Annotated in this window: 27 protein-coding genes; 12 read left to right on the plus strand and 15 right to left on the minus strand. The window is 65.6% G+C overall.

Annotated features, from left to right (window positions below; translation table 11 throughout):
* Nucleotides 1–138: 138 nt before the first annotated feature.
* From ASE39_RS11075 to mnmG, 8 genes are all read right to left on the minus strand, one after another.
* Nucleotides 139–1,056, minus strand: a complete 918-nt coding sequence (locus ASE39_RS11075; RefSeq protein WP_055402181.1) for a ParB/RepB/Spo0J family partition protein — start codon at nt 1,054–1,056, stop codon at nt 139–141.
* Nucleotides 1,057–1,093: 37 nt separating this feature from the next.
* Nucleotides 1,094–1,390, minus strand: a complete 297-nt coding sequence (locus ASE39_RS11080) for a cupin domain-containing protein (RefSeq protein ID WP_057271159.1) — start codon at nt 1,388–1,390, stop codon at nt 1,094–1,096.
* Nucleotides 1,391–1,410: 20 nt separating this feature from the next.
* Complete coding sequence (locus ASE39_RS11085; protein WP_057227908.1) at nt 1,411–1,668, minus strand: hypothetical protein; 258 nt, start codon at nt 1,666–1,668, stop codon at nt 1,411–1,413.
* Nucleotides 1,665–2,210: an alpha/beta hydrolase gene (locus ASE39_RS11090; protein ID WP_057227906.1), complete on the minus strand. Its 546-nt coding sequence runs from the start codon at nt 2,208–2,210 to the stop codon at nt 1,665–1,667. The genes ASE39_RS11085 and ASE39_RS11090 overlap by 4 nt, the downstream gene beginning before the upstream one ends.
* Nucleotides 2,211–2,244: 34 nt before the next feature.
* A complete protein-coding gene (locus tag ASE39_RS11095) occupies nt 2,245–3,057 on the minus strand; it encodes an AAA family ATPase (RefSeq protein ID WP_057227904.1) in 813 nt (270 codons plus the stop codon).
* Nucleotides 3,058–3,093: 36 nt separating this feature from the next.
* Nucleotides 3,094–3,708 carry a LysE family transporter gene (locus ASE39_RS11100; protein ID WP_057227902.1) on the minus strand — a complete coding sequence of 205 codons (615 nt, stop codon included), beginning with the start codon at nt 3,706–3,708 and terminating at the stop codon, nt 3,094–3,096.
* A gap of 106 nt (nt 3,709–3,814) precedes the next feature.
* Nucleotides 3,815–4,492 (minus strand): 16S rRNA (guanine(527)-N(7))-methyltransferase RsmG, encoded by a 678-nt coding sequence (gene rsmG / locus ASE39_RS11105; protein ID WP_057271160.1) that lies wholly within the window; start codon nt 4,490–4,492, stop codon nt 3,815–3,817.
* A complete protein-coding gene (gene mnmG / locus ASE39_RS11110; protein ID WP_057271161.1) occupies nt 4,489–6,468 on the minus strand; it encodes a tRNA uridine-5-carboxymethylaminomethyl(34) synthesis enzyme MnmG in 1,980 nt (659 codons plus the stop codon). The genes rsmG and mnmG overlap by 4 nt, the downstream gene beginning before the upstream one ends.
* Nucleotides 6,469–6,619: 151 nt before the next feature.
* On the opposite strand from mnmG, the gene ASE39_RS11115 reads away from it, so the two are divergent.
* From ASE39_RS11115 to ASE39_RS11130, 4 genes are all read left to right on the plus strand, one after another.
* The gene (locus tag ASE39_RS11115) at nt 6,620–7,246 is read left to right on the plus strand and encodes a Crp/Fnr family transcriptional regulator (protein WP_242421410.1); all 627 of its coding nucleotides are present in this window, start codon (nt 6,620–6,622) and stop codon (nt 7,244–7,246) included.
* A 144-nt stretch (nt 7,247–7,390) separates the two neighbouring features.
* Nucleotides 7,391–7,915 carry a DUF1772 domain-containing protein gene (locus ASE39_RS11120; RefSeq protein ID WP_057227895.1) on the plus strand — a complete coding sequence of 175 codons (525 nt, stop codon included), beginning with the start codon at nt 7,391–7,393 and terminating at the stop codon, nt 7,913–7,915.
* Nucleotides 7,916–8,025: 110 nt separating this feature from the next.
* The gene (locus tag ASE39_RS11125) at nt 8,026–8,643 is read left to right on the plus strand and encodes an NAD(P)H-dependent oxidoreductase (protein WP_057271163.1); all 618 of its coding nucleotides are present in this window, start codon (nt 8,026–8,028) and stop codon (nt 8,641–8,643) included.
* A 79-nt stretch (nt 8,644–8,722) separates the two neighbouring features.
* Nucleotides 8,723–9,001 carry a YkgJ family cysteine cluster protein gene (locus ASE39_RS11130; protein ID WP_035197512.1) on the plus strand — a complete coding sequence of 93 codons (279 nt, stop codon included), beginning with the start codon at nt 8,723–8,725 and terminating at the stop codon, nt 8,999–9,001.
* Nucleotides 9,002–9,032: 31 nt separating this feature from the next.
* Here the strand turns inward: ASE39_RS11130 and ASE39_RS11135 are convergent, their stop codons facing one another.
* The 4 genes from ASE39_RS11135 to ASE39_RS11145 form a co-directional block, all read right to left on the minus strand.
* Nucleotides 9,033–9,401, minus strand: coding sequence for a VOC family protein (locus tag ASE39_RS11135; RefSeq protein ID WP_057271164.1), 369 nt, complete (start codon nt 9,399–9,401; stop codon nt 9,033–9,035).
* Between the two features lie 75 nt (nt 9,402–9,476).
* Nucleotides 9,477–9,821 (minus strand): hypothetical protein, encoded by a 345-nt coding sequence (locus ASE39_RS26375; RefSeq protein WP_140426749.1) that lies wholly within the window; start codon nt 9,819–9,821, stop codon nt 9,477–9,479.
* Between the two features lie 7 nt (nt 9,822–9,828).
* Nucleotides 9,829–10,236: a VOC family protein gene (locus ASE39_RS27350; RefSeq protein ID WP_057271165.1), complete on the minus strand. Its 408-nt coding sequence runs from the start codon at nt 10,234–10,236 to the stop codon at nt 9,829–9,831.
* 139 nt (nt 10,237–10,375) lie between these two features.
* Nucleotides 10,376–10,834, minus strand: a complete 459-nt coding sequence (locus ASE39_RS11145; RefSeq protein WP_082615397.1) for a DUF4087 domain-containing protein — start codon at nt 10,832–10,834, stop codon at nt 10,376–10,378.
* A 155-nt stretch (nt 10,835–10,989) separates the two neighbouring features.
* On the opposite strand from ASE39_RS11145, the gene ASE39_RS11150 reads away from it, so the two are divergent.
* Complete coding sequence (locus ASE39_RS11150; protein ID WP_057271166.1) at nt 10,990–11,907, plus strand: RNA polymerase sigma-70 factor; 918 nt, start codon at nt 10,990–10,992, stop codon at nt 11,905–11,907.
* Between the two features lie 25 nt (nt 11,908–11,932).
* On the opposite strand, the gene ASE39_RS11155 is transcribed toward ASE39_RS11150, so the two are convergent.
* Complete coding sequence (locus ASE39_RS11155) at nt 11,933–12,409, minus strand: DUF4265 domain-containing protein (protein ID WP_057271167.1); 477 nt, start codon at nt 12,407–12,409, stop codon at nt 11,933–11,935.
* A 196-nt stretch (nt 12,410–12,605) separates the two neighbouring features.
* On the opposite strand from ASE39_RS11155, the gene ASE39_RS11160 reads away from it, so the two are divergent.
* From ASE39_RS11160 to gstA, 6 genes are all read left to right on the plus strand, one after another.
* Nucleotides 12,606–13,061, plus strand: coding sequence for a carboxymuconolactone decarboxylase family protein (locus ASE39_RS11160; RefSeq protein ID WP_057271168.1), 456 nt, complete (start codon nt 12,606–12,608; stop codon nt 13,059–13,061).
* Between the two features lie 209 nt (nt 13,062–13,270).
* Complete coding sequence (locus ASE39_RS11165) at nt 13,271–14,854, plus strand: tail fiber domain-containing protein (protein WP_057271169.1); 1,584 nt, start codon at nt 13,271–13,273, stop codon at nt 14,852–14,854.
* Nucleotides 14,855–14,868: 14 nt separating this feature from the next.
* Entirely contained in the window at nt 14,869–16,596 is a 1,728-nt protein-coding gene (locus tag ASE39_RS11170; RefSeq protein WP_057271170.1) for a tail fiber domain-containing protein, read from the plus strand.
* Nucleotides 16,593–17,309 (plus strand): Ig domain-containing protein, encoded by a 717-nt coding sequence (locus tag ASE39_RS11175; protein ID WP_057271171.1) that lies wholly within the window; start codon nt 16,593–16,595, stop codon nt 17,307–17,309. The genes ASE39_RS11170 and ASE39_RS11175 overlap by 4 nt, the downstream gene beginning before the upstream one ends.
* Before the next feature lie 259 nt (nt 17,310–17,568).
* Nucleotides 17,569–18,339, plus strand: coding sequence for a class II aldolase/adducin family protein (locus tag ASE39_RS11180; protein WP_057271172.1), 771 nt, complete (start codon nt 17,569–17,571; stop codon nt 18,337–18,339).
* Nucleotides 18,340–18,430: 91 nt separating this feature from the next.
* Nucleotides 18,431–19,039: a glutathione transferase GstA gene (gstA, locus tag ASE39_RS11185; RefSeq protein WP_010465072.1), complete on the plus strand. Its 609-nt coding sequence runs from the start codon at nt 18,431–18,433 to the stop codon at nt 19,037–19,039.
* A gap of 2 nt (nt 19,040–19,041) precedes the next feature.
* Here gstA and ASE39_RS11190 read toward each other — a convergent pair whose 3' ends face one another.
* Nucleotides 19,042–20,268 (minus strand): YbfB/YjiJ family MFS transporter, encoded by a 1,227-nt coding sequence (locus ASE39_RS11190; RefSeq protein WP_057271173.1) that lies wholly within the window; start codon nt 20,266–20,268, stop codon nt 19,042–19,044.
* A gap of 160 nt (nt 20,269–20,428) precedes the next feature.
* Between ASE39_RS11190 and ASE39_RS11195 the strand changes: the two genes are divergently transcribed.
* Entirely contained in the window at nt 20,429–21,532 is a 1,104-nt protein-coding gene (locus ASE39_RS11195; RefSeq protein WP_057227857.1) for an alkene reductase, read from the plus strand.
* Between the two features lie 158 nt (nt 21,533–21,690).
* On the opposite strand, the gene ASE39_RS11200 is transcribed toward ASE39_RS11195, so the two are convergent.
* Nucleotides 21,691–22,278: a hemerythrin domain-containing protein gene (locus tag ASE39_RS11200; protein ID WP_057227855.1), complete on the minus strand. Its 588-nt coding sequence runs from the start codon at nt 22,276–22,278 to the stop codon at nt 21,691–21,693.
* Nucleotides 22,279–22,287: the final 9 nt, after the last annotated feature.

Genomic DNA, 22,287 nt, shown 5'->3' on the forward strand with positions numbered 1-22,287 from the left:
GGTGTGTTGAACGCAGCGCAGTGTAGGCCCCGCACAGACGCATTTTGCCTGCTCAAGTTACGGCTGGAAACCGTTTCTGTGCGCTATTTCACGCATGGTTGCACCGAAGCAGAACGGCGCCCCTGGTGTGCAGGGTGATCAGCCCCGCAGGCGGTCGATCAGCCCGTTCAAGGCCTCCAGCGAGCCGAACTGGATTGCCAGTTCGCCCATGTCCTCTACCCGGCCATGGCGCTTCACGCGCTTTTTCACGCGCACCTCGACCTCGGCCATGAGCAGGTCCGAGAGTTCTTCCTCCACGCGCTTCATGTCGCGCGACTTTTCCTTCTGGGGCTTTTGCGGCACCAGGCTGAACTCGGCACCGATCTTCTTGACCAGGGCCTCGGCCTCGCGCACCGAGAGTTTCTTGGCCGCGATCTGGTTGCCCGCCGTGATTTGCGCGGCGCGGTCCAGCGACAGCAGCGCGCGCGCATGGCCCATGTCGATGTCGCCGGCCATCAGCATGGTCTGCACGGGCTCGGCCAGGTTCAACAGGCGCAGCAGGTTGCTGGCGGCGCTGCGCGAGCGGCCCACGGCCTGTGCGGCCAGCTCATGCGTGAGGCCAAACTCCTTGACCAGGCGCTGCAGCCCGTGGGCTTCTTCCAGCGGGTTGAGGTCTTCGCGCTGGATGTTCTCGATGAGCGCCATGGCCGCCGCCGACTCGTCGGGCACGTCGCGCACCAGCACCGGCACCTCGGCCAGGCCCGCCAGGCGCGAAGCCCGAAAGCGCCGCTCGCCCGCGATGATTTCGTACTTGCCGGCGTTGTCCCCACCCGTCAAACGCCGTACCAGGATGGGCTGCATGATGCCCTGGGCCTTGATGGATTCGGCCAGTTCGTACAGCGCACCCTCGTCCATGCGCGTGCGGGGCTGGTACACGCCGGGCACCAGTTCAGACAACGGCAGGCTGCTGGGCAGCCCGGCTTCAGCCGCCTGGGCCTGTTCCACTTTTTCTTCGACCTTGGGGCCCAGCAGGGCTTCGAGGCCGCGTCCCAGGCCCTTGGGTTTTTTGGTGACCATGAAATGCTTCTCGCGAAAAGGAATGGGGAAAGAATCTTCAGCGGTCGATGATGACCAGCGTGCCATGGCTGCCCGGTGCCACCGCGTGGGGCACGCCAGCGGGCACGATGAACACCTCGCCCGCGTTCACCTCGGTGACCTGCCCTTGCAGGTCCAGGCGCATGCAGCCGTCGAGCACCAGCAGCGCCTCGTCAAAGTCGTGCGACTCGTCGGGATAGGCGGCGTCGTCCATGCGCAGCACCTTGACGTTGGCGCCTGCCGCCTGGCCCACAACCGTGGAGTTCCAGGCGCGGGGCAGTTGGTCGGCGACGGCGGACAGGTTGATTTTGGTCATGGGTCAGAAGCACAAGTATTTCAAAACGTGGGGCGGCCCACCGCACGGCGCTTCTTGCGGCTGCGCCACAAACGAAGCCATACACCGAATGCGATGGCCAGCAACACCAGGGCCAGCATGAACTGCCCCAGCGCGCCCACCACCACGGCGCCGCCCGGTAAAAACCAGGAGAGTATGGTGAGCGGCGCCTCGAGCCACGCGGGATCGAGCTTTTGTGGCGACGGCACTGCGGGCGGTTCAACCGATGCTGGCTTGTGCCAGAAGGTCCGCAGCTTCATGCGACATCACCCGCCAGTTCGTGCAGCCAGGCGTGGCCTTCGTCCCAATCGCCCAGGCCCGACTCGGCATTGATGTGGCCGCGCTCGCCGTAATCGATAAAACGCGCGCCCCAGACCTGGCCCAGGGCTTGCGCGCGCTCAAAGCTGCAATACGGATCGTTGCGACTGCCCACCAGCACGGCAGGGAACGGCAGCGGCTGGCGCGCAATGGGTGCCCAGCCGTGGATCTGCGCGGCCAGGTCGGGCCGCTCCACATCGCCCGGAGCCACCAGCAGCGCGCCCACCACGCGGTGCGCGTTGGCCGAATGCGCAGCCCACCAGGCGGTGAGGATGCAGCCCAGGCTGTGCGCCACCAGCACCACGGGGCTATCGGCATCGACCACGGTTTCTTCCAGCCGCGCCGACCAGTCGCCGCGCAGCGGGCGCATCCAGTCGTGCTGCTCCACGCGGTGGTAGCCATAGCGGGCCTCCCACAGGGTTTGCCAATGATCAGGGCCCGAGTTCTGCCAGCCGGGCAGCAGCAAGACGTTGGAAGCCTTCATTACTATTAATTTAATAGCTATTAACGCTTATCCATCATGCGCCAGATGCCATTTTTGCCATGGAAGACGCTGCGGCAGGCATGGTTTGCACCCGTTCGACCATCTCTTGCGCAAATTCGACAAAAGCCTGGCTGCCTTTTGCGGCCGGGTCGAACACCACACCGGGCAGTCCGTAGCTGGGCGCTTCGGCCAGGCGCACGTTGCGCGGGATCACGCTGTTGAACACCTTCTCGCCAAAGTGGCCCTTGAGCTGATCGCTGACCTGCTGCTGCAAGGTGATGCGCGGGTCGAACATCACCCGCAGCAGGCCAATGATCTGCAGGTCGGCATTCAGGTTGGCGTGCACCTGCTTGATGGTGTTGACCAGGTCGGTCAGGCCTTCGAGCGCGAAGTATTCGCACTGCATGGGCACGATCACGCCGTGCGCGCTGCACAGGCCGTTGAGCGTGAGCATGGAGAGCGACGGGGGGCAGTCGATAAGCACAAAGTCGTAGTCGCCATCGGCCTCGGCCAGCGCGGCCTTCAGGCGCTTTTCGCGGTGCTCCAGCGCCACCAGTTCCACCTCGGCGCCCGCCAGCTCGCGGTTGGCACCCAGCACCCAGTAGCCACATTTTTCCGACAGCACGGCCGCCTCTTTGACCGAGGCGGATTCGAGCAGCACGTCGTACACCGTGAGGTCGAGGCTGCGCTTGTCCACGCCCGAGCCCATGGTGGCGTTGCCCTGCGGGTCCAGGTCCACCATCAACACGCGCTGGCCGATCTTGGCCAGGCCCGCAGCGAGGTTGACGGTGGTGGTGGTCTTGCCAACGCCACCCTTCTGATTGGCAACGCAGAAAATTTTGGCCATGTGGGTGTTGCAGTCCGTGTTGTTGTTGTCGTTGTTTTATTTGGAGATGGCGAGCTTGATGCCAAAGCCGATCAGAAAGACGCCCGCCACCTTCTCCAGCACGCGGCCGATGCGCGGGTTGGCGCGCATGCGCTCGGCCAGGTGGTGCGTGAGCAGCACGGCGACCAGCCCGTAGATAAACGTCAGCACCGCCACCGTCGCCGCCATCACGCTAAAGGTCAGCAAGCCCTGGTGCCGGGCCGGGTCCACAAACAGCGGAAAGAACGCCATGTAAAACACGATGGCCTTGGGGTTGAGCAAGGTGATCAGCCCGGCCTGCTTGAAGTAGTGGCGCGGCTGGATGTTGAGGATGGGTTGCGCCCCCGGCTTGGCCGTGAGCATCTTGAAGCCCAGCCATGCCAGGTAGGCTGCGCCCAGCCACTGCACTGCATTGAACGCCGTGGGGTACGTGGCCAGCAAGGCCGCCACACCGGCCACCGCCGCCCACATCAGCACCTGGTCACCCGCGATCACGCCCATCGTGGCCGCCAGGCCACCGCGCACGCCGCCCTTGCTGGTGGAGGTGATGAGCGCCAGATTGCCGGGGCCTGGAATGAGCAGGAACAACACAATGGCGGCGACAAAGGCGCCGTAGTCTGCGATGCCAAACATGATCTCTCCCGGTGTGCTGGATGGGTGCTCAGAGGATGCACCCGCAATGAGGAGCCGAGTTTACGCGACCACCCTGCCCCTGCCGCTGAAAAGTCAACGTCCGGGTTCAGGCTGGCTTCATCCAGATGATGCAGCGCTCGGCGTCAAGGCCGGGGACGGTGAGCTGTTCCACGTGAAACACTGACACATCGGCGGGGAGCGCCGCAATTTCATCCTCGGGGTGTTTGCCCTTCATGGCCAGCCAGACGCCGTGGGGCGCCACCAGCGCAGCCCGCGACCAGGTCACGAAGTCGGGCAGCGAAGCAAAGGCGCGACAGCTGATGATGTCAAAGGGTGTTGTCAGCGTCTCGACCCGCGCGTGCACGCCATGCAGGTTGCGCAGCTTGAGAGTCACCGCCGCCTGCTGGATGAACGCCGCCTTCTTGCCCACGGTGTCTACGCAGCTCACATCCACCTCCGGGCAGCAGATGGCAAACACCACTCCGGGCAGGCCTCCGCCCGAGCCGACGTCGAGCAAGCGCACAGCGCTGTGGCCCTCCCCTGCAGGCACTGCAACGTGGCGGCGCAGCGGTGGCACAGCGGCCAGGCTATCCAGCAGATGGTGCGTCATCATCTCCTGCGGATCGCGCACGGAGGTCAGGTTGTAGACCTTGTTCCACTTCTGCAGCAGGGTCAGAAAATCCATCAACAGGGTGATCTGGGCGTCGGTCAGACCCAGGGCCAAGGCATCGGCCCCTGCCTGCAGCTGTTGGCGCAAGCTGTCGGTTGTCACTGCCGTCGTCATGCCGCCACTTCCCCCTCTGCCTTGGCAGCCGCAGCCACCGCAAACTCCTTGAACCCGCCCTTCTTGAGATGCACCATCAGCAGCGAGATCGCCGCCGGGGTGATGCCCGTGATGCGCGAGGCGTGGCCCAGGGTTTCGGGCCGGTGGCGACTGAGCACCTGGCGTGCCTCGATGCTCAGGGCTGTGACTTGCATGTAATCCAGTTCGGCCGGCAAACGCAGCTTTTCAAAATGTGCAGCACGCTCCACTTCGTCCTTCTGGCGGTCGATGTAGCCCGAATACTTGGCGGCAATCTCCACCTGCTCCACCACGGGCTCACTCAGGGGCCCCAGCGTTTCACGTGAAACATCGTTGGTCGCGTATTTACCACCGTCCATGGACACCAGATTGGCGTAGTTCACATCGGGGCGGCGCAGCAGCTCGAACAGGTTGTATTCATGCTCAATGCTCTTGCCCAGCACCCGTTCAGACTCTGCCGCAGGCAGGCTGCGCGGATTCACCCAGGTGGCTTTCAGGCGTTCTGTTTCACGTGAAACAGCGTCCCGCTTGCGGCTGAACGCATCCCAGCGCGCGTCGTCCACCAAGCCCATGCGGCGCCCTGCTTCCGTCAGGCGCATGTCCGCGTTGTCCTCGCGCAGCTGCAGGCGGAACTCGGCCCGGCTGGTGAACATGCGGTAGGGCTCGGTCACGCCCTTGGTGATGAGGTCATCCACCAGCACACCCAGATAAGCTTCGTCGCGGCCGGGCAGCCAGGGAGCATCGCCCCGGCACTGCAGCGCGGCGTTGATGCCGGCAAACAGGCCCTGCGCCGCCGCTTCTTCGTACCCGGTGGTGCCGTTGATCTGCCCGGCAAAGAACAGGCCCTGGATCTGGCGGGTTTCAAAGCTGCTCTTGAGCGAGCGGGGGTCGAAATAGTCGTACTCGATGGCGTAGCCGGGGCGCAGGATGTGCGCGTTCTCCAGGCCCGGCATGCTGCGCACCAGCTCGTACTGGATGTCGAACGGCAGGCTGGTGCTGATGCCGTTGGGGTAGAACTCGTGCGTGGTCAGGCCTTCGGGCTCCAGGAAGATCTGGTGGCTGTCCTTGTCGGCAAAGCGGTTGATCTTGTCTTCCACACTGGGGCAGTAGCGCGGGCCGACGCCCTCGATCTTGCCGGTGAACATGGGGCTGCGGTCGAAGCCGCTGCGGATGATGTCGTGCGTGCGTTCGTTGGTGTGGGTGATCCAGCAAGGCATTTGGCGCGGGTGCATCTGTGCATTGCCCATGAAGCTGAACACAGGCACCGTTCCCTCATTCACGCCTCCGGGCATCCCATCACCGGGCTGCTCCGCGCACTTCGAGAAATCGATGCTGCGCCCGTCCAGCCGAGGCGGCGTGCCAGTCTTCAGGCGACCCTGGGGCAGCTTCAACTCCTTGAGGCGTGCCGACAGCGACACCGCAGGTGGGTCCCCTGCCCGACCGGCCGCGTAGTTGTTCAGCCCCACATGGATCTTGCCGTCCAGAAAGGTCCCGGCTGTCAGCACCACGGTGCGCGAGCGGAACCGGATACCCACCTGCGTGACGGCACCCACCACCCGGTCGCCCTCCACCATCAGGTCGTCCACCGCCTGCTGGAACAACCACAGATTCGGCTGGTTCTCCAGCATGCGGCGGATGGCGGCCTTGTACAGAATGCGGTCCGCCTGGGCGCGCGTGGCACGCACGGCGGGGCCCTTGCTGCTATTGAGAATGCGGAACTGGATACCGCCCTCGTCCGTGGCCAGCGCCATCGCGCCACCCAGCGCATCCACCTCTTTCACCAGGTGGCCCTTGCCGATTCCGCCGATGCTGGGGTTGCAGCTCATCTGCCCCAGCGTCTCGATGTTGTGGGTCAGCAGCAAGGTCTTGCTGCCCATCCGCGCAGCGGCCAGTGCGGCCTCGGTGCCAGCATGGCCACCGCCGACAACGATCACATCAAATTCCTGGGGATACAACATGGGGAACACTCCGGGGCCTGGCGGGCCCGATAATCAAAACACCCGGTGCACGCGGGCACCCTACCCAGGGCGCCGCACACCGGCCCTGCTGATGGCGGGCGCACCCGGTGTCCCAGCAGGCAACCCGCGATTTTCCCACTTTGCGCAGGCCGTGTCTGTTTCCAGCCCCCTCACCCTCTTCCTGACCGAGTTGCTGGGCGCTCCGCCTCCGGCCGTGGAGACCTGGTGGGTACGCGCCGAACGGCGCTTGCTGGAGCGCGGCCAGCCTCTGCTGCGAGCCGGCGAACACTGGCGGCACCTGTGGTGGGTGGAGCGCGGCGCGCTGCGGCTGTACTACCTGGACCGCGACGGGGCCGAGTCCAACAAGAACTTCTTTCTGGACGGCGCCCTGTGCTGGCCCATCACCCCCACACTGCGCCAGCAGCCGGTGATGTTTCACGTGGAACCATTGGAAGACAGCGTGGTGTGGGCGCTGCCCTTCCCCGTCGATCCAGGTGAGCCGCTGCCCAGCGCGGGCTGGGCACCCTGGGCCGCGCTGGAGCACCGGGTACTCGGCGCGCTCCTCGACGGCAAGATGCAGCGCGAGCAGGAATTTCTGCAGCTCAGCGCCCGCCAGCGCTACACCCGCTTGCTGGAGCAACACTCGCAATGGGCCGAGCGCATCGCCCTCAAGCACCTGGCGTCGTACCTCGGCGTGACCGATGTCTCGCTGTCGCGCCTGCGCAGCGAGATGGGGCTTAGAGCGGCTAACAAAACTCAGCGCAGCGGCCCTGGCTAGGCGTTCCGTCGCAGGCAGTACAAGCGGTACGACAAGACGGAACCACGACCCCAGGGGAGTTTTGTGAGCCGCTCTTATCAAAGGATAAGGCGCAGGGCACGGGCCATCGGCAGAGTGCGGGCATCTCCCCAAAGGCCCGCCCCCATGACCACCGCCCCACACCCCCACAACACGCCTGCCCGGCTCTCCCTCATACCCCATGCCTTCGCCGTGTTGTGGCTGGGCCTCATGGCCGGGTTCTTCGGCACCTACAGCGCCAACGTCAATCTGGCCATGTTGCAGATGGACGGCGCGACCTATGCCACCGTGCAATCGGCCTTCAACCGCAACGTGCGGCACGCCCTGTTCTTTGTGCTGTTCTTTGGCCCACCCTTGTGGTGCGCGCTGGCGATAGCCACGGCCTGGCGTGAACACCGCGCGCTGTGGTGGCGCCTGCTGGCCCTGGTCGGCGCGGCCTACCTGCTGGGCATCGTGTTCTTCACCCAGCAGGTCAACCTGCCGCTCAACCACACCACCGAAGCCTGGAACCCCCAGGCCCTGCCCAACGACTGGCCCCAGGTGCGCGACCAGTGGAATGCTGCCAATCTGTGGCGTGCGCTGCTCAGCGTGGGGTGTTTTGCGGCAGCGCTGGGAACGCTGGTGGGGCGGCTGGCCGGTCGTCGCACGTAGATCGCCGCACAGCCTGCCCTCACCACCGTGGAGTCGCTACACAAAACCCTGTTCAGCACACCCCGCTTGCAGGATTCCTGCCGCCCGCCTGTGATTCAATCGCAGGCACCATGCCCCAGACCACCTCCCCCTCCTCCCTCCTCATCTTTGCCGGCAGCACGCGCCAGCAATCCTTCAACCGCAAACTGGCCCACGCCACCGCCGCCATCGCACGCGATGCGGGTGCCACCGTCACGCTGCTGGAGCTTTCGGATTTCGACATCCCGCTGTACAACGCAGATCTCGAAGCCCAGGGCACACCGGCCGACGTGATCCGGCTCAAGGAAATTTTGTGGCAACACCCCGCCTGGGTGATCTGCTCGCCCGAATACAACGGCAGCTACACCGCCCTGCTCAAGAACACCATCGACTGGGCCTCCAGCCCCGTCAAAGGCGACCCTGACTGGCAAGACGGCGGCAAGAGCTTTCGCGGCAAGGTGGTGGGCATGCTCAGCGCCTCGCCCGGCGCCCTGGGCGGCCTGCGCTCACAAAGCCACCTGGCCCCGCTGCTCATCAACGCCGAATGCTGGCTCGCACCCAAGGCGTTTGCGCTGGGCTCGGCCGGCAGCGCGTTTGACGACAGCGGCGCCCTCATCCAGCCCGCCCACCGCGACCGCGTGCGCGCTGTGGTGGACCAGGTGCTGTGGGCATCCAGCCGGCTGCACGGCGATGCTACCGCAGGCCAGTGAGCGCCAAAATTTGAGTCAAAATAGCCTCTAGCGCTTTACCGATAAGCGCTAGCAGCTATACAAACAATAGCAACCATCCATGAACTGCCGCCCCGGCTGCGGCGCCTGCTGCACCGCCCCCTCCATCAGCTCACCCATACCGGGCATGCCACAGGGCAAGCCTGCGGGGGTGCGGTGTATTCAACTGGGGGACGATGCGCGCTGCCGCATTTTTGGGCAGCCCGAGCGACCAGCGGTGTGCGGAGGGTTGATGCCGTCGGTGGAGATGTGCGGTGCGAGCAACGATCAGGCACTGGCGTATCTGACGCGGCTGGAGCGGCTGACCCAGCCGGAGAGTGTTGGCGAACCGGTGGCGTAGCCGGTCCCCTTTCCGTCTGGCCGGGTGCCCGCTACTTCATCGAGTGAAGCCCGACCTTGTTGCCCTCGGTGTCCACAAAATGGGCAAAGAAGCCGAAGTCGTTGCCAATTTCCGTCTTCGGCACCACCACCGCCCCACCCGCCGGCTCCACGCGCCCCAGCATCGGGGCCAGGTCGTCTCCGCCATTGAGATACACCATCGTCCCGTTCTGCGAGGGTAGGCTGCCCTCAGCCTGCACGAGGGCACCGCCCACGGCGGCGGGGTCGGAGGACAACATCCCCATCGTGGTCGGCCCCATGGCCATGGGTGCGATGGTGATGCCCAACACCGTCTCGTAGAAGGTCTTGGCGCGGGCAAAGTCGGTCACGGGGATCTCGAACCAGTTCAGGGCGTGGGCCATAGGGGGCTCCTTGGGGTTGGGAAATCGAAAACCAGCACTGTGAACTTTTGCACAGACCAGCGCAAGGGAGGTGCCTCAGTTGGCGCCGCTGGCCTTTTGTGGTTTGTGCTTTTTGTATGCGACACCGGCCACCACCAGATTCGCAACCCCCAAACCCAGAAAACCAAGCACTCCAGCGCCCCAAAGGTTTGTGTGTGCGGTGTTCAAAGCTCGAGTGTTGAAGCGAAGAACCCGCAAATGAGCGTCAAGACGCTCGGCTTCCGGCGGGCTCAGCCGGGAACGGTCCACCAAAAATCGATCTTCCAAATCTGAAATCACCGCTGCGGTGGGGTGTTTGATGAGCGGGATCTGCACGAAACAGTAGCCAGCCAGGGAGAGCGCCAACAGTGCAAGGCTCAGAGATACGAGGAACAGACGCATGGTGAAGCTACCGGTGACGGGCGAGCGGAGGATTCCACGCAGCGCGCTGAATCACCACCCGGTACCCGTCCCCATCCTCAAACGTGCAGCCCTGCTGGCTCCAGTACGGATTGAACGATTCGACCTCCTTAAAGCCAGCGCCACGCATCGCCTGGCAACGTTCCGTCCACGCCTGATGATCGGGAACATAGAAGACAAACAGATCTTCGGTCGTTGGCTGCGGCGTCACTGGGTGCCGGCGGCAGACGGTGAACTCAAAGTGGAAATCCGCGTCGCGAAGGCCCAGCATGGTTCCATCGAAGCCATCGTGGTCCGCAAAGTGGGCGAGTTCTTCAAAGCCCAGGCCTTGCTTGTACTGGGCGACAGTGTGGCAAAGATTCAGCACGGGGCGCGCGATTCGCAGATGAATGCTCATAACTGGGGTGGTTGGTGGGCGCGGCCTCACTATAGCCACCGCAACAAGAAGATCCACGTGGAAGGACCGTGTTTTTTGGCCTGGAATTTGGCTTGATGGCAATGCCACACCCACCGCCAACTGCCACTCCCTTCCTTCTTCAAGGCTTCGGCAGCGCCCGGTCCTCCCGGCACGCCTTCAACGGCTTCGCGGCCGCCGACGCAATGCGCAGCACCCGCCCGTCGCTGCGGTCCACGACCACCTTCATGCACGCACACCCGTAGCCATAGTGGCCATTGGTTTTCTTCCACTGCGCGTCGGTGAACACGGGCCAGTCGCCTTCGGCACTATCTCCGCCCTGGGTGGAGACCACCCACTCGCCATCACGGTCGGTCAGGGTGGCGTTGTTGGGGGTGGGGTTGTGAAACCAGCCGCAGCGGTTTTCCAGCGGCGGGGCAACACCAGCGGCGGATAGCGGTGTTTGCGATTGGGCCTGGGCTGGGGTCGCCCAGGGCACCAGCGCAAACAAGAGCGTTGCCGCCGCCGCCCTCGCGCCGTTCCCGATCCGGCCCACGCGCGGGGTTGCTTGCGCGCTCCGGGTTGCGTACAAAGCTGCCATCTCTGCATCCTTTCCATTTCAGGTCAAAAGTGCTTCTAGCGCTTATACAGAAAGCGCTGGCAGCTATCAAAACAAAAGCGACTGTGGGGACCTTGTCACAAGACAGCGACCTCCAACGTCTGTAAAAGACCGACAGGCCTCTCACGCACGCCACCATGACCACACAGCCCGCATCCACCGCCACCACCGACCCGTTCACCACCCTGCGCCCCCGCCTTTTCGGCATTGCCTACCGCATGCTCGGCGTGCGCGCCGATGCCGAGGATGTGCTGCAGGACGCCTGGCTGCGCTGGAGCCGCCAGGATGTGGCCGTGCTGCAGTCGGCCGAGGCCTGGCTGGTGACGGTGGTCACGCGGCTGGCCATTGACCGGCTGCGGGCCCTGAAGGCCGAGCGCGAGGCCTATGTGGGCTGGTGGCTGCCCGAACCACTGGTGGAGCTGCATGACAACACCACCGGCGATGCGCTGCACCACAACACCCCCGAATCGGCCGCCGAACTGGCGGGGGAGCTGTCGGTGGCATTTATGTACGTGCTGGAGCGCCTGGGGCCGGAAGAGCGTGCGGCGTTTTTGCTGCGCCAGGTGTTCGACTACGACTACCCCGAAATCGCCGCGCAGCTGGGCAAGAGCGAGGCCAGCTGCCGCCAGATGGTGCACCGCGCCAGCGAGCGCGTGCAGCAGGCTCGCACGCGCTTCGAGGTGCCGCAGGCCGTGCACCACCAGCTGCTGCAGCGCTTCATGCTGGCCGCCCAAAGCGGCGACCGCAACGCCATCGAGGCGCTGCTCAGCGAAGACGCGCAGCTGATTGGCGACGGCGGCGGCAAGGTGCCATCGTTCCCCAAGCCGCTGGTGGGGCCGTTCCGCATCGCCAACCTGTACTGGGCGCAGTTCCGCCGCCTGGGGGCGCTGGTGGTCTACCGAATGGCGCTCATCAATGGCGAGCCCGGCCTGCTGCGCTATGTGGATGGCCAACTCGAATCGGCCCAGGCATTCGTGACGGATGGCGAGCGCATCGTGGCCATCTATGCGGTACGCAACCCGGACAAGCTGGTGGGGGTGCCGACCGTGCTGTGATGGCCAACACGGATCGGCAGATACATCACTCTTCTGCGCTCAGGTCGTCTTCGGGTGGAGGATGGCCGTCATGCGCAACCTCGAAATGCAGCAGCTGAGCATCGTCAGCGGCTTTCAATGCACGGTAGCAACGGTCCGCAGAGGAGTCTTTTGGAACATCAATCACCACAAACGGCATGTTGCCGATTTGGCCTGACTCGAATCTGCACCCTTCTGTCTTGAGAAACTCCAACGTGACTTCCATAGGGACAAGCACACCGTCCACACGCTGAGGAATGACACGGTAGGTGGAGTGTCCGCTGCGCGCGACGACATGCTGGAACATGCGAGCACCGCCACGAAGTTGAGTGGCCACGCGGTCGCCATACGAAACACCGCGAACAAAAAAAGGGGCGTTCTCAAGCACGAATTCATCGGACGCATCGGTGTGGCTGGCCCATAGCGTTTCGCTGGAGTGTCCGTGCCAATCACCAGCATCCACTTCGAATCCAACTTTTATCATCGCCAACGCCCCCTATGACGATCAATGTTAGCTGGAGCCCCTACGGCCTCACGACAACGTTTCGACCAGCAAGAAGCCTACCTGTCACAAACGCGCACAGCGCAACGTCTTGAAGGGTATGGAAGGCGGCAACAGCCAGTTCGCTGCGCCTTCTTCCAGACCCCTTGTTTTCTTTCTACCCCTTCAGGAGCTTTCCATGTCCCAACACACCGCCCGCCTGCCCTATCACAAGCTGTCTTCCAAGGCCTTCATGGGCTTGGTGAGCCTGTCGGAAACCATCAAGAAAGGCCCGCTGGGCGCCCACCTGGCCGAGCTGGTGTTTCTGCGCGTTTCGCAGATCAACGGCTGCGCGTACTGCATGGACATGCACTGGAGCTACCTGGTCAAGGATGGCATGGACCCGCGCCACCTGAACGCCGTGGCCGGCTGGCGTGAGGCGCCTTTCTTCGGCGAGCGTGAACGCGCCGCCTTCCGCTGGGCCGAAATCATCACCGCCACACCCCACAGCGATGCGAGCGATGAGGAATTCGCAAAGCTGCAAGCGGTGTTCAACGAGACGGAAATCTCCGAGCTGAGCTTTGCCGTCGCCGTGATCAACGCGTGGAACCTGGTGAACGCCGGGATGCGCGCGCCGATTCCAGAGGCGGGCTGACACTCCCGACGCGGCACAGGGGCCGGCGTGCGGCCTACCGCCCCTTGGCGCTCGGGAGCGGTAGGGCCCCAACCCCTCTCCCTTGCGCAATTCCGGATTGACTCGACAGTCCAGGTCACTCAAACTCAAGTGTTTCCATGGGTAACTGGCGTCGCAAAGATGCCTTGCCAACGTTCCCGTGCGCTTCCACCGCTTGTGAGACCACCGCCATGAACTTCCTGCACCGAACCGCGATGGCCCTGATGGCGAGCCTCGTCGGCGCCACGTGCGCCGCCCAAGCTCCCGTTGCGTCCATCACCACGACGCGCCAGCCCGAGCGCATCATCTGGACCGCCAACACCCCCCACGGGACGGGCAAATTGCGACTGGCAAGCCCTGACGGCACCACCACCGACCTGGCGTTCCCACGCGCCCCGATCGTGCTGGAGCCCCAGCGGGCGGGCCTGGCCGACGGGCGCTATTTCTATGAGCTGAGCCTGGATCCTCCGCTCGTCATGGATCCCGCACAGGCCCAGGCCACCATGCACCAGCGCATCGTGTCCGGCTCCTTTGTCGTGGCCCAGGGCCAGCTCGTGGTGGGCGGCTCCGAGTCCAGCGCGCCCGCACCGCGCACCAAGTCGGCGGCCACCACGTTCTCCACCAAGGATCAGGTCGTCGCCGACGACCTGATCGTGCAGGGCAGCGTGTGCGCGGGCCTCGACTGCGTCAACAACGAGTCCTTCGGTTTTGACACGGTGCGGCTGAAGGGAGCCAATCCCATCATCCACTTCCAGGACACGAGCGTCGGTGCCTTTCCCAGCAACGACTGGCGGATCAAGGCCAACGACACCGTCTCGGGCGGCGCCTCCTACCTCGCCATCGAGGACGCGACCTCCGGCAACCAGGTCTTCACCGTCAGTGCTGGGGCCCCCACCAACAGCCTCTACGTCAGCTCCGGCGGCGACCTGGGCCTGCGCACCGCCACGCCCGTGCTGGACGTGCACGCCCTGACGGGCGACACGCCAGGGGTCCGCCTGGAGCAGTCCTCGGCGGGCGGCTTCGCGGCGCAGACCTGGGACATCGCCTCCAACGAGGCCAACTTCTTTGTGCGCGACCTCACCGGCGGATCGCGTCTGCCGCTGCGCATCCGCCCTGGAGCACCCACCAGCAGCCTGGACATTGCTGCGTCGGGCAATGTCGGCCTGGGCATCGCATCGCCGACCGCCGCACTGCATGTCATGCGCAACGACGGCACCGCCCAGGTCCTGGTGCAAGAGACCAACGGCACAGCCGCCCAGCGCACCCTGCTGAACCTGGCCAACAACGGCCCCGCCACGCTGCGCTTCACCACGGCCTCGGCCACCGGCTGGGACATGACCGCCGGCACGGCCCTCACCCTGGCCACGCAGGGCGCAGGCACACCGCAGTTCACGCTGGCGGCGAACGGCAACCTGGCAATCACCGGCACGCTGAGCACCGGCTCCAGCCGCACACTCAAGACGGGCATCGAGCCCGTCAATGGCACCACCTTGCTGGAAAAAGTGCTGAGCCTGCCGCTCTACCACTGGCGCTACAAGTCCAGCCCCACGCAGGAACGCCACGTTGGCCCCATGGCCGAGGACTTTCGCAAGATCTTCCAGCTCGGCCAGGACGACAAGAGCCTCGCTCCCGGCGACCTCGCTGGCGTGACCCTGGGGGCCGTGCAGGAACTCGCTCGCAAGGTGACCGAGCGCGAAGCAGACATCACAGCAATCAGGGCCCGCATCTCCCTGCTCGAAGCGCAGATGGCGACCCCCGCCAAGCCTGCGCGCTAAGGGGGTTGCCAGCCATGCCCTACCACCACACCCCCCTGCAGTGCCGGCAGCAGCCCCGCGCCGCGGCCCTGCTGATGGCTACCGCGCTCGCAGCGTCGCTGCTGTGCCAGAGCGTGCAGGCACAACAACCGGGCGACGGGCCCGCTGCTGCCGCAATCACCGCCCGCCTCCTGGCCCAACGGCTGGAGTGGACCCCCGCCGCGCCCCATGGTCGCGCTGTGCTGCGCATCGCGCGCGACGGCGAGGCGCCACGGCAAGACATCGTGCTGCGCAGCCCGCTGGTGTTCTCGCTGCAGGACACCCCCCTGCCTGACGGGCGCTACACCTACGAGCTGACGCTCGCCCCCACCACCAGCGCCGTCCGGCACGACGACGCCACTGCGGCCCTGGCCCCCACCGCACCCGCAGGCCCCGGCGGAGCCATGTTCAGCGGCAACGTGACCGTGGCGGGCGGCACCTTCGTGCTGCCACCGGCTGTGCCGCCCCGGGGCGAGGTCGGTGCGGCGGACGACAGCACCACCACCGGTGTGCCCACCACCCGGTCCGCAGCACAGGCCAGCGCCCGCACGCGCCTGGCCACCAAGGACCAGGTGGTCGCCGACGACCACATCGTCCAGGGCAGCGTCTGCACGGGATTCGACTGCGTCAACGGCGAGGGTTTTGGCGACGACACCCTGCGGCTGAAGGAGAACAACACCCGCATCGGTTTCTGGGACACCCGGATTGCACCGTTTCCCAACAACCGGTGGACCCTGGTCGCCAATGACAGCGCCAGCGGCGGGGCCAGCTACGTGAGCATCGAAGATGTCACGGGCGCCAAGTTCCCCGCGCGCTGGCAGGCCGGCGCACCGGCCAACAGCCTCTACGTAGACCCGCAGGGGCGCGTGGGCATCCGCACGGCCGTGCCCGTGCTGGACCTGCATGTGGTGTCCAACGACACGCCGGGGTTGCGGCAAGAGCAGAGCAACGTCAGCGGCTTCACGGCCCAGACCTGGGACATTGCCGGCAACGAGGCCAATTTCTTCGTGCGCGACGTCACGGGCGGCTCGCGCCTGCCCCTGCGCATCCGCCCCGGGGCCCCACATTCCAGCCTCGACATTGCCGGCAATGGCAACGTCGGCATGGGGACTCCGCGCCCCCAGGCATCGCTGAACCTCCGGCGCGCCGACGGCTCCGGCACCTTGCTGGTCGACAACACGACGACCGCTGCCTCTGCCGCGCGCGTGCAGATGGAGCTGCAGAACAACGGCGCCATCGCTGCGCGGCTTGCGCATGGCACGGGCACTGCGTACTGGACCCAGCACGCCACAGGCTCGGCATTCAGCCTGGCGCCCAGCGGCAGTGGCAGCAATGCACTGTCGATGCAGGCAGGCGGCGGCCTGGTGGTGGCCGGCACGCTCAGCCAGGGCTCCAGCCGTACGCTCAAACACGACATCAGCCCCGCCCCGGTCCACACCGTCCTCGGCGAAGTGTTGAACCTGCCGTTGTATGCCTGGCGCTATCTGAGCGACCTCAACGCCAGCCTGCATCTGGGGCCCATGGCCGAGGATGTGCACCACCGCTTCAAGGTGGGAGCAAGCCCGCAGACGCTTGCGCCCAGCGATGTCGCAGGCCTTGCGGCCGCCACGGTCCAGGCCTTGCACCAGAAGCTGGCCGCCAAGGATGAGGAACTCCTGGCCCTGGCGGAACGCCTCTCGGCCCTGGAACGGCAGCTTGAACGCAATCGCGGAGGCGCTCGATGATGGCCCGCGCAGCGCGGGCTGCAGCCACCTGGTGCCGGTACCTCCTTACGGGAGCAGGGACCGTCGGCCTGCTGTTGTGGAGTGCTGCAGCCGCAGCCCAGAGCATCAACGTCACGCCCTCCACCATTCCCGTCCCGGTGCAGGGCGTGCCCTACAGCGTGACCTTCGTGGGCAGCAATGGTGTGGCGCCGTACCAGTTCCTGGTCAGCACCGGCATGCTACCTGCCGGCCTGAGCCTGTCGGCTGGCGGCGCCCTCACGGGCACCCCCACCACCGCGGCGGCCTACAGCTTCACCATCACAGTGTCCGACTTCCTGGGCCGCGAGCTGGACCTGACAGGCACGGGCGCCGTGACCAGTGCGCTGGTCATCACCCCGCCACCCGGACTCGTCGTCAACACGCCGTACAGCGGACAGATCCAGGTGACGGGAGGAACAGGCCCCTACACCTTTGTCATCAACTCGGGCGCCTTGCCACCGGGCATGTCACTCAGCGCCAGCGGCATGCTGACCGGCACACCCACCACCCTGGGCAACTACATCCTGGTCATCCGGGTCACGGATGCCAACGGCCTGTCCTCAGTCATCACGCTGAACATCAGCGTCGCGGCCACTGCCACGATTCCGGTCAACGACCCCTGGATGCTGGCCCTCGCTGCGCTGGGATTGGGCTGGCTGGGACGGCGGCAACTTCGGCAGCGGCAGCGGTACTGACGCACCGGCACCGGGCGTATAGGCGGCCCAGACACGCCTACGCCTGCTGCCCGACAAGGCCGGGTTGCCGGGTCCCTGCGCCAGCAGGGACCCGGCACCGCCGTTCCACGTCACGGCCAGACCCGTGCTTGGCTGCTCCTGGGCCACAGGGCCGCCAAGCGGCCCCGAAGTGCCTCAGGTGTAGCCTGCCTGACAGACCCTGGCGCAACACCGCCCTACAGTGGCGTCTCCCACCCCTACAAAAACCGGAGACACCACCATGCTCAACATTCCTTCCCTGCAAGAAAGCGTCAGCCCCGAAGAATGGCAGCTGCGCTGCGACCTGGCCGCCTGCTACCGGCTCGTTGCGCTCTATGGCTGGAGCGACCTGGTCTTCACCCACATCAGCGCCAAGCTGCCCGAGTCAGTCTCGGGCCCGGAGCACCAGTTCCTCATCAACCCCTACGGCCTGATGTTCGAAGAGATCACGGCGTCGAGCCTGATCAAGGTGGACATGTTGTGCAACAAGCTGCACGAATCGCCCTTTCCCGTGAACCCCGCGGGCTTCGTCATCCACAGCGCCGTGCACGAGGCGCGGCCCGATGCGGGCTGCGTGTTGCACATCCACACCCGCGCCGGTGTGGCCGTCAGCGCGCAAAAGGGCGGCGTGCTTCCCATCAGCCAGCAGAGCACCTTCGTGCTGGGCTCGCTGGCGTACCACGAATACGAGGGCGTAGCCTTTCGCGACGAGGAAAAGCCGCGCCTGCAGGCCGACCTGGGCGAGGCCAACTTCCTCATGCTGCGCAACCACGGCCTGCTCACCGTGGGCAAGACCATTGCCGACGCGTTCCTGTCGATGTACACCTTCGAGAACACCTGCCGCATCCAGATCGACGCCCAGACCGGTGGTGAACTGACCTCCGTGAACCCACAGATCGTGAGCGGCGTGGCGCAGGCCATGCGCGTGCAGACCGGTGGGTTGGGCGGTGCGTTTGCCTGGCCAGCGCTGCTGCGCAAGGTGCAGCGCGAGGCGCCGGGGTACGACAGCTAAGGCCCTCCCACGGGGAAAAAAGAATCTGCCAGCAGCGAATGCGCCCAAGGCATAGGATCGGTGCCTCCTGACTACTCCCGAAGGATCCTCCATGAAGCTGTACTACTCGCCCGGCGCCTGTTCTCTGTCCCCGCACATCGCCCTGCACGAAGCAGGCCTCGCCTTCACGCCGGTGCTGGCCAGCACCAAGAGCCACAAGCTGCAAGACGGCACCGACTACTACGGCATCAACCCACTGGGCTACGTGCCCATGCTGGAACTGGACGACGGCACCCGCCTGCGCGAGGGCCCGGCCATCGTGCAGTACATCGCCGACCAGGTGCCTCAGAAAATGCTCGCGCCGCAAAACGGCACGCTGCAGCGCTACCGCCTGCAAGAGTGGCTGACCTTCACCGGCATGGAGCTGCACCGCGGCTTCAGCCCGCTGTTCAACCCGGCCACACCCGAGGAGTACAAAGCCATGGCCCGCGAAAAGCTGCTGGATCGGCTGCAGTGGGTGGACAGCCAGCTAGCGGGCAAGCAGTACCTGATGGGTGATCAATTCACCGTGGCCGATGGCTATTTGTTCACCGTGACCAGCTGGACGAAACCGACCAACCTGGACATCTCCGGCCTGGCAAATCTGGCGGCTTACCGGGATCGCGTGGGCGCACGTCCTGCCGTGCAAGCGGCGATGAAAGCCGAAGGTTTGCTGAAGTAACGCTAGAGCGGGCGCTGGCGCGAAGCTACCAGCGCCCCCACCCACAGCGCGCAGGCCGAGAACACCAGCCCGCGCGCCAGGCCGCCGGAGCCGTCGGCGATCCAGCCGACCACCGTGGGCCCGACGATCTGGCCGGCCGCGAAGACGATGGTGAAGGCGCTGATACCGCTGGCCCACAGCGCCTGCGGCAGGTTATGCCGCACCAGGGCCGTGGTAGACGCCACCACCGACAAAAACACCCCACCAAACAACAGGCCCGAGGCCAGCACCACCGGCCAGGCCCCCGTCAGCGCAGGCAGGATGGTGGCCACACCCAGCAGCGCATTCAGCCGCACCAGCGCCTCGCCACCATGGCTGCGGTCCAGCAGCCCGGCCCAGACGCGCGATGACACCACCACGGCCAGCCCGAGCAAGGCATAAAACAGTGTCACCTCGCCCGCACCCCGGCCCTGATCACGCAACAGGGCCACCACAAAGGTCATGTAGCCGATGTAGCCCACGCCAAACAGGCCATAGCCCAGCAACGCGGGGGCCAGTGCCCGCCAGCGCACCCGCTCGGGCAATGCGGCTGCGGATGTTGCCCCGGCTCCGCCGGCCACGGGCGCTGCCAAACCGCTCAACACCCGCGCGGGCCACAGCAATGCCGCCGTGGCCCCCACGCAGGCCAGCGCCAACGCCCACCACGCCCAGGTCCAACTGTGCGGCGCGGCGGCCACTGCCAACACCGCAGGCACCAGCAGGGCCGACAGGCTGATGCCCCAACCAGTGCCGCCGTAGTACAGGCCCAGCAACAAGCCGCTGCGTCCCGGCGCCTGGGCCCCCAGCCGCGCCGCCAGCAGGCCCCCCGCAATGAACACCAGGGCACTGGCCCCACCCGCCAACAAGCGTTGCACCATCAGCGGCGCCGCCTGCGTGAAGAATCCGCTCAAGCCCATGAACACCGTGGCCATCACCGCACCCACCATCAGCACGGCAGCCGGGGCCAGGCGCCGCAAGAGCCAGGGAGTGGCCAACGCGCCCAGCAGATAGCCCAGGGCATTCACCGTGTTCATGGCCCCCGCCAGCGTGTAGGACCAGCCCAGGTCTTCGCGCATGGGGGGCAGCAGCAAGGCATAGGCAAACCGCGTGATGCCCAGCGACAGGGCGGCACCCATCGACAAAGCCACCGCCAGCCACAGGCTGCGCCACGGTGATGCAAAGGAGAAGGCCAAAGGCAGTGGCGCGGACATAGCGGCCCATTTTCACGCAAGGGGCTCAACACCACACTAGGCCATGGGCTAGCTAACACAAAACCGGAACCCTTGTTGACGCCAGTGTGCTGCACGTTTTGCGCTGCAGCATTAAGCTGCAAGGTTGCTTTTCCGCACGAACCTTTTCAGGACCTGCCCCATGACCTCTTTGTTTGACCCCATCCGCGCGGGCGACCTCCAACTGGCCAACCGCGTTGCCATGGCGCCGCTGACGCGCAACCGCTCGCCCGAGGCGATCCCCACCGATCTGGTCGCCACCTACTATGCGCAGCGCGCCAGCGCCGGGCTGATCATCTCCGAGGCCACGGCCATCAGCCCCCAGGCCCAAGGCTATGCCGACGTGCCCGGCCTGTACGGCACCGAGCAGCTCGACGGCTGGAAAAAAGTGACCCACGCCGTGCATGCGGCGGGCGGCAAGATCGTGGTGCAGCTATGGCATGTGGGCCGTGTGTCGCACACCGACCTGCAGCCGGGCAATGCCCACCCGGTGGCACCTTCGGCCATCCGCGCGCACACCAAGACGGTGCTGATCAAAGAAGGCGTGCCCACCTTCACAGAAACCTCCGAGCCCCGCGCGCTCAAGGCCGAGGAAATCCCCGGCATCGTGCAGGACTACCGCCATGCCGCCCGCAATGCGATTGCATCAGGCTTTGATGGCGTCGAGATCCATGCGGCCAACGGTTACCTGATCGACCAGTTCCTCAAGACCGGTGCCAACCAGCGCACCGACGACTACGGCGGCAGCATCGAAAACCGCGCCCGCCTGCTGTTGGAAGTGACACGCGCCATCGTCGAGGAAATCGGCGGTGGCCGCACGGGCATCCGCCTGTCCCCCGTCACGCCCGCCAACGACATCGTGGACGCGGACCCCCAGCCGCTGTTTGACTACGTGGTGCGCCAGCTGGGTCCGTTGGGCCTGGCTTATGTGCACATCATCGAAGGCGCCACCGGCGGCCCGCGCGAGGTGGAAGGCCGTCCATTTGACTACGTCGCACTCAAAACGGCATACCGTGCAGCCGGTGGCCAGGGTGCATGGATGGTCAACAACGCCTACACCCGCGAGCTGGCTGACACAGCCCTGGCCCACGGCGCCGACATCGTGGCCTTTGGCCGCCCCTTCATCGCCAACCCCGACCTGGTGACGCGCCTGCAAGCCAACGCACCGCTCAACGAAGTGAACCGCGCCACGCTCTACGGTGGTGGTGCCGAGGGGTATACGGACTATCCCGCACTGACTGCATGAAATGATTCGCGCATTGCGACGCGGTCATCCCCGCCCCCGGCAACTGGCGTAGCGCTCTGCCAGCGGCCGCCCCGCAAGGGGCCGCCGAGCCGCACGGGCGGCGCTTCGCTGGCGTGCGCTGGCGAAGTCCCCTTGAGAGGGAGGGCGCCGCAGACGACTCAGGAGGGGCTTCCAAGTCCAATAGGGCTGGGCGCCCGCATCACGATCCGGGTGAACAGGCGGTCATACGCCGCATCACGTGGCTTGCCGGGCGCCAGGGGGTTGGTGTTGCTGGCAAAGGCCGCATCGATGGCCGCCCAGTCGCCGGGCTGCAGACACTCCTGTGCCGCAGGCAGCACCACGGTTTCTTCCACGCGCATATGGTCCAGGTAAAAGCGCACATAGCGCTGCAGCGCCTCGGCAAAAACCTCGCGGCGTGCATCGCCCATCAGCTCCCAGCCCAACAGAAGGTGCTGCAGCTCGCGCACTGCCGCCTCGCCGCCTTCGTGGTCACGCTCCAGCTGCGCAATGGCCTCGGCGGCCTGGGGTGCACGCTCGGCCACCCTGGGGAACAGCCATTGCGATTCCTTGGGGTGGTGCTGCCGCTCGGGAAACTCGTCGATATAGAACAGCATGGCCCGCATCACGTCAAAGAACGCGGCAGGCTCATCGCCCGGGCCCTGGTCGAGCATCAGGCGCAAGGAATGAAGCACGGCCGCAAGCGATGCATGCTCTTCGCGAATGGTCCGCAGGCTGATCGACGGCATGGCGCACTC

The sequence above is a fragment of the Acidovorax sp. Root267 genome, assembly GCF_001429215.1.
Lineage (GTDB): Bacteria > Pseudomonadota > Gammaproteobacteria > Burkholderiales > Burkholderiaceae_C > Acidovorax > Acidovorax radicis.